Raw genomic sequence first — 9852 nt, forward strand, 5'->3', positions numbered from 1 at the left:
GAGTCTCGTGCTCTACACTTGGGGCACCTCCCTCACTGCGCATTTCTGGAGTCCTCATGACCCATAGTCCCCCCAGTTCAACATCTGATGTCCCTAACGTCCCACCAGGCTTTGGCCCCAAGCGTACGGTGCGCTCAAGGCTCATTGAACTCCTCACCCAGGAGTTGATGGGACCTGCCTCTCCCGAGGAAGTCTCGGCCGAGTTTCCTACTACCCGCTATCTGCTCGGGCGCCTGGCACCCCTGGAGACCCTGGAGGACGACGTCGGTGAGGCTGATCCTGACTTCAGTGTCTTTGAGGACGGGGGCGATGACACTGATCTCGGTGACACCCCACCGCCGCCGCCGCTGCTGACCAGCTTTAAGCCGTCGTCTTTCGGTCTATCCTTCCTGCTTGATACGGGGGTTCAGCAGGTCGACGTCGAGCTAAGCTGGGGGGACTATGAGCCCGAAGGCGACTCATCCATCACGTGGCATCGGCGTCCCCGCCAGGGCAAGGTCACGGGCCTCCGCGTCAACCAGACTGGGAAGCTGCCCAGCATCCCGCTTCATCCAGAGGGGCTAGGCGCGGACCATGTCGGAGTCGAGGTTGAAGGACTCCAAGACAATGACGTGCGCCTGGAGGGCGTGGTCAGTGAGTTCGGCGGCTACCGCGCCGTGAGCCTCTTCTTGGTAAATCGGCGTCCCGCCGACGCCAAGGAGGATCGCCGCAAGGACCGGCGGTGGATCTTTCAACCGCGCATGACCGTTCGCGCACCGGATAAGACTCCCATTTTCGTCGCCAAAGATGCGGTGCGCGACCAACAGCGTGCCCTGGACGACGATGAAGCCAGCAACGCCCTGTTGTACCGGCATGCCCGGGAATTCGCCACCGGCCACGGCGTGGCCGCCGAGTGGTCAGAGCCCGATGGTGACAGCAAGCGTACAGTTGCCGTCTGGACTGAATTTATTCCGAGCTTTGAGATTCCCGCTCTGGTGGCTCCCGCTTCAGCGGCGGGCGGTGCCTGCTTGGACATGCGCGACCTGGCCGAGGCAAAGAGCGGTGCCGAGGTACGAGGGATGCTTCAACCCATTCTGACAGCTTACCGGCAATGGATAGCCAAGGTGGAGCAGGAGTGTGAACAGCCGGACATCCAAGGCGACACAAGCCTCGCCGATGCAGCCAAGCGCCACCTGAGGCGCTGCGGCGAGGCGCTGCAGCGTATGGAGAAAGGGCTTGAGCTGATTGAGAGCGACGCCAAGGTCTTCCAGGCTTTTGGCTTTGCGAACCGGGCAATGTGGATGCAACGCACGCAGGCGATCTGGGCAGCGCGCACCCGCAAAACCGGTGAGCGCACCGGCTCGCCCAGGGACGTCGACATCGACTTCGCCGACAACCGCACCTGGCGCCCCTTCCAGATGGGCTTCATTCTGCTGAATCTGCGTGGCGTGGCGGACCCGAGCAGTCCAGACCGCGATCTGGTCGATCTTCTCTGGTTTCCCACTGGCGGTGGTAAGACCGAGGCCTACCTGGGTCTGGCGGCCTTCACCCTGGCGCTGCGCCGCCTCAAGGGCGGCACGGCGACTCACGCCGCAGACGCTGGGGTCAGCGTGATTATGCGCTACACCCTGCGTCTGCTCACCATCCAGCAGTTCCAGCGCGCTACGGCGCTGGTGGCCGCCTGCGAAATGCTGCGGCGCGGAGATGAGCGCAGCTACGGCAAGGAGCGCTTCCGCATTGGGCTGTGGGTGGGTCAGTCGGCCACGCCCAACACCTATGACGATGCCAAGTTGAGCCTGGAAAGCGGGGAGACCAAAAAGGGAACACCCGTCCAACTACTTGCCTGTCCGTGGTGTGGCGAGCACCTGGTGGACAGAGGGAAGCCCCGTGCCAGGACGTACATCGCTGATGATTTCTGCAAGAGAATCCTGTTGTACTGCCCCAACCGGGACTGCGACTTTTCCGGCCCCAAGTCCAGCGGCCAAGGCATTCCCGTGGTGGTGGTAGACGATGAGATCTACCGCATGCGGCCGTGTGTGATCATCGGCACCGTCGACAAGTTCGCGCGCTTGCCCTTCAAAGGTGAGACACAGGGCATCTTCGGGGCGCGGTCCCGGTATCACCCACAGTTCGGACATCTCACCGCCGCCCATAAGGGCTTCAAGGGCCGCGGCAAGGACGCATCTACTGCAGCCAAGCCCCTGCTGCCGCCAGAGCTGATTATCCAAGATGAGTTACACCTGATTTCGGGGCCCTTAGGCACCATGGTGGGGCTCTACGAAACGGCAGTGGACCACCTCACACAGATACAACAGGAAGGTAAGCGTGTCCGCGCTAAGGTCATCGCGTCCACCGCTACGATTCGCCGGGCCGATGAGCAAGTCCGCCAACTTTACGCCCGGGAGTTGCGCGTATTCCCACCCAGCGGTGTGACTGCTCGTGACTCCTTTTTCGCCAAGGAAGTCAAAATCAACCCCGAGAAAGATGCCTCGGCAGGCCGTCTCTATGTCGGGCTCAACGCTCCAGGGTCGAGCGGCAAGACGTTGATGGTGCGTATCTACGCCGCACTGCTCGCGTCGGCCCAGCAGGCCATGGATGTGCGAGTGGAGTCGGGTGAGGTCATGGACGCAGACCCATACGCTACCCTGGTGGGGTACTTCAACAGCTTGCGAGCCCTGGGCGGTGCCAAGCGTTTGGTCGAAGATGACGTGCGGGTGCGCTTGAGATACCTACGGCAGCAGCATCAATTTCCGCATAGACGTTACCTGAATGTCGAGGAGATGACCAGCCGCAAGAAGTCCTTTGAGATCCCAGAGCTGCTTAAGCGGTTGGACCTACCCTTTCCGCGTCCCGAGAAGGGCCAGTCTATGCCCTGGCCGCTAGATGTGTTGCTGGCGACCAACATGATTTCGGTAGGCGTGGACGTTGACCGCCTGGGCCTGATGGTGGTCGCGGGACAGCCCAAGACCACGGCCGAGTACATCCAGGCGACCAGCCGCGTGGGGCGCAAGTACCCTGGCTTGGTCGTCGTGGCCTACAACTGGCTGGGCGCACGCGACCTGTCGCACTACGAGCGCTTCCGTTCCTATCACGCGGCGATTTACCGGCATGTCGAGGCGATCAGCGCCACCCCCTTTGCCTCCCGGGCGCTAGATCGGGGACTGCATGGGGTGTATGTGGCCATGAATCGACTGCAAGACGCAATTATGGTGCGCAATGAAGATGCGCATGGATTCCAGCCGCAAGCGCTGAGCGCAACAAAGGTCATCGAAGAGATCGTGCAGCGGGCCGCGGCTCTGCGCGACGGCGATGAGGCCGAGCGAATACGCCAAAGGCTGGAGAAGGCAGCTGAGGAGTGGCAACGCCTCAACGAGGATCCGACGATTTACTGGAATGGGCCTAAGTCCCCTCCCAAGAACAACGCGCGCGTCCTGATCCGCACCTCCGGATCGCGCGAAGAAGGTCGCTGGGCCGTGCCGGGCTCGCTGCGCGAGGTGGAGCCCACCGTCGCCATCAATCTGCTGGAGAACCTCTGACCATGACGTCCCCCCCTGTTTTTAGAAAGGCCGGGGAGGTCCGGCCCAGCCAACTCATCACGACCTTCGGCCCGGGCGCGATCGTCGACACCCGTGCCCTATCAGTTATCGTCGGTGGTCTGGATACCTGGAACACCGAGCGGACGCACATCATTCGTGAGCCCCGCCTAGAGCGCATCCTCAAGGTCAGTCACTTTCTGACCCCCAGTTCCGGTGGGGGGGGCGGTGTGCCAGCATATGTCTTCCCCCGCTACCAGCACTGTCCGGAATGCGGCACGCTTTCGCTCTATGGCAGCGACGACCTCAAGCATACCCGGGCCGACCGTGAACCGGAATGTAATGCTCCTGGTTGCAACCAGCCCAGGGAAGAGGGGGCACCAGGCAAGGGCAAGCCCCGCCGGGTCCGGACAGTCCCGGCACCCATCGTAGTGGCCTGCGCCCATGGCCACCTGGATGACTTCCCCTGGCGCGAATATGTCCACCGTGGGGATACCGAATGCACGAGGCGTCTGCGGCTGTTCACGCGGGCGCGGACCGGCTCAATCGCCGACCTGGTGGTAGAGTGCGACTGCGGGCGCGACGATCCCAAGAAGCCCAGCAAGGTCTTCCGCTCGCTGAGTGACGCTTTTAACCAGGAGAAGTTCACAGAGGAATGCAAGGGGCGCCGGCCCTGGATGGGCATGAGCGAATACGATGCCCACGGGTGTCAGCAGCCCCAGAGCTTGCGCGCCATGCAGCGCGTGGCGACCAACGGCTGGTTCTCGGTAGTGCGCAGCGCTCTGTCCATCGGCGAGCAGGCGACGCCGCTGCGCCGCGCCGTGCAGGAGTGCAACCAGGGCCAAATCGAGAAGCTCACCACCCCGGAAGGAGTGAAGGTCATGCTCGACATGGGCATGTTCCCCTCGCTTTCCGGTTACACGCCGCAAGAGGTGTGGGACGAGTTACAGCGGATGCGGGGACTCAAGGAGTTGTCTGACACCGACCTGCGGCGGCCCGAGTGGGAAGTGCTGCGCGACCCGGATTCTGCCCAGGACGATCAAAAAGACCTCTTCCTGGAAGGCGGCGAGGTTCCAACTGGCTTCGAGACTGAGGTGACCCGGGTGGTTCTCGCACGCAAGCTGCTGGAAGTGCGGGCTCTGGTGGGCTTCACGCGGATTGACGCGGTGGCCGGCTTTGATGACGAACTGCCGGACCAACTTGCGCCCCTGAGCCGGACGCCACTGGATTGGCTCCCGGCGGTGGAGGTGCGTGGGGAAGGGATATTCATCGAGCTGAACGAGACCAAGCTACGTGAGTGGGAGGGCCAGAAGGCCGTCCGGCAGCGGGCCCTGCAACTAGCCGTCAACTTCAGCACGTTACAGCGGCAGTTCCGGGGACGCCAGCCCGTGCCATTCCCGGGGGCACGCTACGTTCTGCTGCACTCGCTGTCGCACGCGCTGATTCGACAACTGTCCCTGGACTGCGGCTACTCGGCGAGTGCGATTCGCGAACGCATTTACAGCAGCACTGACCCGGAGCAGCCTATGAGCGGCATCTTGCTCTACACCGCCAGTGCGGATACCGACGGCAGCCTAGGAGGGCTGGTGGACCTGGGTTCTGATAAGCGGCTGCCCGAATTGCTGCGCGGCGCGCTGCGCTCGATGGAGCGCTGCTCTTCGGATCCACTATGCGCAGATCATGAGCCGGCCGAGCATGGAGGACTCAAGGGCGCAGCCTGCCACGCTTGCGTGTTGGCCTCAGAGACGTCTTGTGAGACGTTCAACCGCTTTTTGGATCGGAACTTCCTGGTGCCGACCATGGCCCGCAGTGACTTGGCCTTCTTTGGACGAGAACATTTGAGATAATTCCCATTCAGAGGTATGCCCCGGCTGATGCTGGGGCATACGTTCCCGATGCTCTGATTCAGGGCCTTGACCTCACAAAATTTCCGGGCCCGAATCCAGGCTTTGAGGTTGAAGAACATCAGCTCAATGAGATTGAAATCTGAGCTGTAGGGTGGAAGAAAAAGCAGCATCTAACCGCGTTCTTCTATTAACGCCCTCACGGATTCACGGTGGTGCGCCGACAGATTGTCCAAGACGGCCACTGGTACGACCAGAGAGTCGTTTAACGCCAGTCTGAAATGAATAACGGAGAATCGGTCTACTCAACTTCATCGAAGGGCTTGATCTCACCGACATGCTGAAAAGGGTTCAGAGCGGAGCGGCTGAGTGAGGGTGCCCGCATGCGTTCGACGCCCGCCGGAGTCTCCACCTTGGCCCGCTGCCGCTTCTTCTCGGCCCCGGCCCGGATGGATTTCGTCTCCGCTTTCTCACTGTCCACGAGACGCTGCATCAGTCGGTAGGCGTTCATGATGGCGATTTCGTTGTCCAGACGGATGTTCTGGCTCTTCGCGAAACGGCGGGTCGCCTTCAACTCCCACACGCTCATGGACGGGAAGTTGGCCTGCACGCAACGCACTTCGAAATAACGGTTGATGTCCGGATCGAGGAAGTACACACCGCTGATGTCACGCGGGTCATAGCTCACCTGAAACACGCGGGCGCGCGAGGGGTAGTCCGGGTGGCGCGCGCCCACATGACGACGCAGAACGTCACTCCGGTAAGTCAACCCGTCATGGCGGATGCCCGCACGCTGCACCGTGCCCTCGAAGAAAGGCAAGAAGTCCATCTTCAGGCGGTTTGCCGCGTCTCCGCCGAGACGCTCGGGAACCCCAGTCGGCGGGTGGTCGTCCGTGCCGATCAACAGACCGTCCTCCCACATCTGAAGCGGCGTCTTGCCAAGGCTCTCGTGAATCCGGCAGTGGTAGATCCCGAGGATGTAGGCCGTCAGCCAGGTCTCGAAGGCTTCCAGCGTCAGCGCGGCTTTCCCCTCGGAGTCGTAGTCCCCACGGGCACGGGGGTTGCTGAAAGTCGTGCCGGGCAGGGTCTGAATCTCCCGTGCGAATGTGCCGAGCAGGCGCTCCACGTGCCCGCCATAACGCGGCTTCTTCACCGGACGGAACTCCCGGTCGATGCCGTGCCAGCGCAGCGCCCGTTCGAGGGTCTTCCCCCGGAACTCGCGGGCGTTGTCCATCTTCACGAGGACGGGCTTCCCCCAGCAGGGCCAGGAGAGTTGCAGGTCAGGGTCGCCGCCACCGAGTTCATCGCGCAGGTTTTTCACCAGACCGCTGATGACCTGCTGATGCCCGGCCAGCCAGATCTCCTTGGGGAGGATGGCGTGCGTCAGGGCCATCCCCGCGCTGAAGGCATTCGGGGCATCGAACGAGATGTAGAACCCGAGCACTGCCCTCGAAAAGACGTCCATCACCAGTGTCAGCCAGGGCCGCCCGATGGGCCGACGGTAAATGCTGTCGACCAGTTCGAGGTCGATGGGCGTGTGGTCGATCTGCACAACTGCGAGGGGGTATGTCGCCCCAGGGTAGTGCCCGAGGATCGGATCGAGCGCCTCGGCGGCCCGGTGACCGTAGCGGCGGCTGACTCGTTTGCGCTGCTCCACCGCCCCGATGCGGCGACGGAAGGTCTCGTAGCTCGGTGTGGGCAACTCAGGCTCGCCTGCTGCGTGCGTGCGGTTGGCCCGCTCGATCTCACCGCGCAGCAGGACATAGACAGAAGACAAGCTGGGCCGCTCGGGAACGAGGTACTTCGTCTCGATCACGCGGTCCATCAGTTCCTCGACCGCCTGCGGAAGGCGGGACTTCCCCTGGTCCTGCCTGGGCTGTCTCAGCAGGCCCTCCATCGACCCGCTGCGGTCATAGGCCGCCAACCAGCGGTAGATCGTGCTGGGATGAACCTCACAGCGCTTCGCGGCCTCAGCAACCCGCTCCGACGCCCGGCCCCCCGGCAGGGCCACCAGGGACTCCAACACGGCCATACGCTCCTCAGCGCCTGCGAGGGCCTGGGCATGGGCACGGGAATCCAGAGGACGCGATGGCCGGGCGGCATTTACGTTCGATGCCTCCTGCTTTACAGGCCCCAGGGCAAACAGCGGAACCGTTCGCAAGTCCCCTCGCTCATCACGAACCTGCACCTCGGTGAGGTTGGGCGTCCGAACGAGCCGCACGCGCTCACCGTGGTGTTCGTACCACTCACCGACTTTCAGACGTAACTGTTCAGTCATGACCGCCTCCGGGCGCGAATGGCACTCTTCATGGTGAACGGAAGGCTCAGGTCTGCTTCGATGCGATGCGTGGCGACAAGGTGCCACAGTGCGGGAATGAGATGGGGACGCTCAGCTTCAGGAAACGTGGAGAGCAGGGACTCAGGCGTACTCACCTCATGCCCAAGGGCCGTGAGCAGAGGCCCAGTCTGGTCCTCAGCAAAGACACGCGCAGCATACGGCCGCAGGAACTGAATGTTCTTCAGGCTGGGCGCGCGCACCGTCCGCTCGGTCACCAGCGTAAACGTCCAACCCTGCTCACGAGCAAAAGCACGCGCTGCACGAAATTTGATCCGCAGTTCATCCGCCTTCTCCTGGGTTTCCGCCACATACTTCACTTCGAAGAGGGCAGGCCTGCGCCCGTCGCTGTAGTGCACCAGCACATCCGGCGGATACTGCAACTTCCGCCCCCGTCCATTGACCCACGAAATCAAGACGGGCTGAGGAACGAACCGCACGACGCTGGGGTCAAAATCCAGTTGCAGAAAGAAATCCCGCTCCAGCGCCGACTCATACTGCGCCCCTGCCGGACCTTTGGTAGAGGCCAGGGTTCCCGTCACCGCACGGTGGTTCTTCGTGATGGCCCGGACAGGATGTTCACCAAGCGGCTTGGGGGGAGGTCGCATATTCGCATATATTGTGACCCAGTTGCACTAAATTCGCAAATACTGTGTGTATTATTCGCAATTAACTTGTGTAAACGATGCCTTCAGGCGGAGAAACATCGCAAATAACGTGCGTAGTGACACGCGGCGTGGGCCTCCCCGAGGCGCGCGAGCGGGCCTATGACCTGCTGGAGCGCACCGGCCTCGCCGCGCACGCCGAGAAGGCCGCGCACGAACTGACCCTCTTGCAGGACAAGCGGCTGGAGGTCGCCCGCGCCCTCGCCACCCAGCCGCGCGTGCTGCTGCTCGACGAGGTGATGGCGGGCCTGCGTCCGGCGGAGGCGCAGGAGGCCGTGGGGCTGGTGCAGAGCGTGCGGGGCAGCGGCGTGAGCGTGCTGTTTATCGAACACATCATGCCGGTGGTGCGCGACCTGGCCGACCGCGTGGTCGTGATGGACCAGGGGCAGGTGCTCGCGGAAGGCACCTACCGCGAGGTGACGGCGAACCCGCAGGTGGTCGCGGCCTACCTGGGCACGGAAGAGGGGCTACACGCATGAGGGGGAGAAGGCAGCGGGACGCGGTGCGCGGTGCGCGGGAAAAAGAAAGGACGGGCCAGCTCCGGCGTTCCCTGTCCTGCTCTGACAGGCCTTTGACCGGACCGGACGGGCAGCCCCCTCACCGCGCACCGCGTCCTGCCTCCCACGCCCCCCTCTCCTCAACCAAGGCACACCCATGACTGAACCGCACCTCCAGGGCCAGGACCTCGTGATCGAACATCTCGCCGCCGGGTACGGCAAGGTGCAGGTGCTGTGGGACGTGAGCCTGCACGCGCGGCCCGGCGAGTTCGTGGCCGTGATCGGCGCGAACGGGGCGGGTAAGACCACCACCCTACGCGCCGTGAGCGGCGTGGTGAAGCCCAGCGGGGGCCGCATCCTGCTGGGCGGGCAGGACATCACGCGCGCGACCCCGCCGCAGATTGTGGCGCTGGGGCTGGGGCACGTGCCGGAGGGCCGGGAACTGTTCCCCCTGATGACGGTGCGTGAGAACCTGGAACTCGGGGCGGCGATGCGGCCGGAAGCCCGCGCGATGCAGGCGCAGACGCTGGAGCACGTCTACACCCTGTTCCCGCGCCTGCGCGAGCGCCAGGGGCAACTGGCGGGCACCTTATCGGGCGGCGAGCAGCAGATGGTGGCGCTGGGCCGCGCGCTGATGGCCCGCCCCCGCGTGCTGGTCGTGGACGAACCCTCGCTGGGCCTCTCGCCCCTGATGACGCAGACCGTGTTCGGGGCACTGAGGGCAGTGAATGCCGAGGGCGTGACCGTCCTGCTGGTCGAGCAGAACGTGGGCCTGAGCCTGAGGCTGGCCGACCGTGCCTACGTGCTGGAAAATGGGCAGGTCGTGAACGAGGGGACGGGCGCGGCGCTGCTGGCGGACCCCAGGGTGCGCGAGGCGTATCTGGCGCTGTAACGCCGACTTCAGGACGCCGGGGGCCGCAGGAAAGGTGCGGCCCCCGGCGTCTGTTGCGGGCCGGGCCGTGCTGCTAGAGCATTTGTCAAAAAGAGACCTTCTTTTTG

6 protein-coding genes and 1 pseudogene are annotated in these 9852 nt (G+C 63.5%); 4 read left to right on the forward strand and 3 right to left on the reverse strand.

From position 1 onward, the window contains the following. Positions 1-56: 56 nt before the first annotated feature. Together drmA and drmB are read left to right on the forward strand one after the other, a co-directional pair. On the forward strand, positions 57-3515 hold the full coding sequence (drmA, locus tag ABEA67_RS07110; protein ID WP_345463025.1) for a DISARM system helicase DrmA: 3459 nt from the start codon (positions 57-59) through the stop codon (positions 3513-3515). Between the two features lie 2 nt (positions 3516-3517). Further along, positions 3518-5359, forward strand: a complete 1842-nt coding sequence (gene drmB / locus ABEA67_RS07115; RefSeq protein WP_345463027.1) for a DrmB family protein — start codon at positions 3518-3520, stop codon at positions 5357-5359. Between the two features lie 71 nt (positions 5360-5430). Here drmB and ABEA67_RS19430 read toward each other — a convergent pair. From ABEA67_RS19430 to ABEA67_RS07130, 3 genes and pseudogenes are all read right to left on the reverse strand, one after another. After that, a pseudogene (locus tag ABEA67_RS19430) lies at positions 5431-5529 on the reverse strand (transposase); the annotation flags it as partial. Positions 5530-5657: 128 nt separating this feature from the next. After that, positions 5658-7634: a Mu transposase C-terminal domain-containing protein gene (locus tag ABEA67_RS07125; RefSeq protein ID WP_345463030.1), complete on the reverse strand. Its 1977-nt coding sequence runs from the start codon at positions 7632-7634 to the stop codon at positions 5658-5660. Then, on the reverse strand, positions 7631-8299 hold the full coding sequence (locus tag ABEA67_RS07130) for a TnsA endonuclease N-terminal domain-containing protein (RefSeq protein ID WP_345463034.1): 669 nt from the start codon (positions 8297-8299) through the stop codon (positions 7631-7633). Before ABEA67_RS07130 ends, ABEA67_RS07125 begins: the two co-directional genes overlap by 4 nt. A gap of 116 nt (positions 8300-8415) precedes the next feature. Between ABEA67_RS07130 and ABEA67_RS07135 the strand changes: the two genes are divergently transcribed. Next, entirely contained in the window at positions 8416-8835 is a 420-nt protein-coding gene (locus tag ABEA67_RS07135) for an ABC transporter ATP-binding protein C-terminal domain-containing protein (RefSeq protein ID WP_345463037.1), read from the forward strand. 175 nt (positions 8836-9010) lie between these two features. Further along, positions 9011-9745 (forward strand): ABC transporter ATP-binding protein, encoded by a 735-nt coding sequence (locus tag ABEA67_RS07140; RefSeq protein WP_345463040.1) that lies wholly within the window; start codon positions 9011-9013, stop codon positions 9743-9745. Positions 9746-9852 lie beyond the last annotated feature (107 nt).

It is taken from the genome of Deinococcus carri (genome assembly GCF_039545055.1).
In the GTDB taxonomy this organism is placed as follows: Bacteria; Deinococcota; Deinococci; order Deinococcales; family Deinococcaceae; genus Deinococcus; species Deinococcus carri.

What these genes read in the sequence shown, in the direction of transcription:
- ABEA67_RS07125 (WP_345463030.1), bottom strand. Translation starts at nt 7,634, where the DNA reads ATGACTGAACAGTTACGTCTGAAAGTCGGTGAGTGGTACGAACACCAC.
- ABEA67_RS07130 (WP_345463034.1), bottom strand. Translation starts at nt 8,299, where the DNA reads ATGCGACCTCCCCCCAAGCCGCTTGGTGAACATCCTGTCCGGGCCATC.
- ABEA67_RS07140 (WP_345463040.1), top strand. Translation starts at nt 9,011, where the DNA reads ATGACTGAACCGCACCTCCAGGGCCAGGACCTCGTGATCGAACATCTC.
- drmB (WP_345463027.1), top strand. Translation starts at nt 3,518, where the DNA reads ATGACGTCCCCCCCTGTTTTTAGAAAGGCCGGGGAGGTCCGGCCCAGC.
- drmA (WP_345463025.1), top strand. Translation starts at nt 57, where the DNA reads ATGACCCATAGTCCCCCCAGTTCAACATCTGATGTCCCTAACGTCCCA.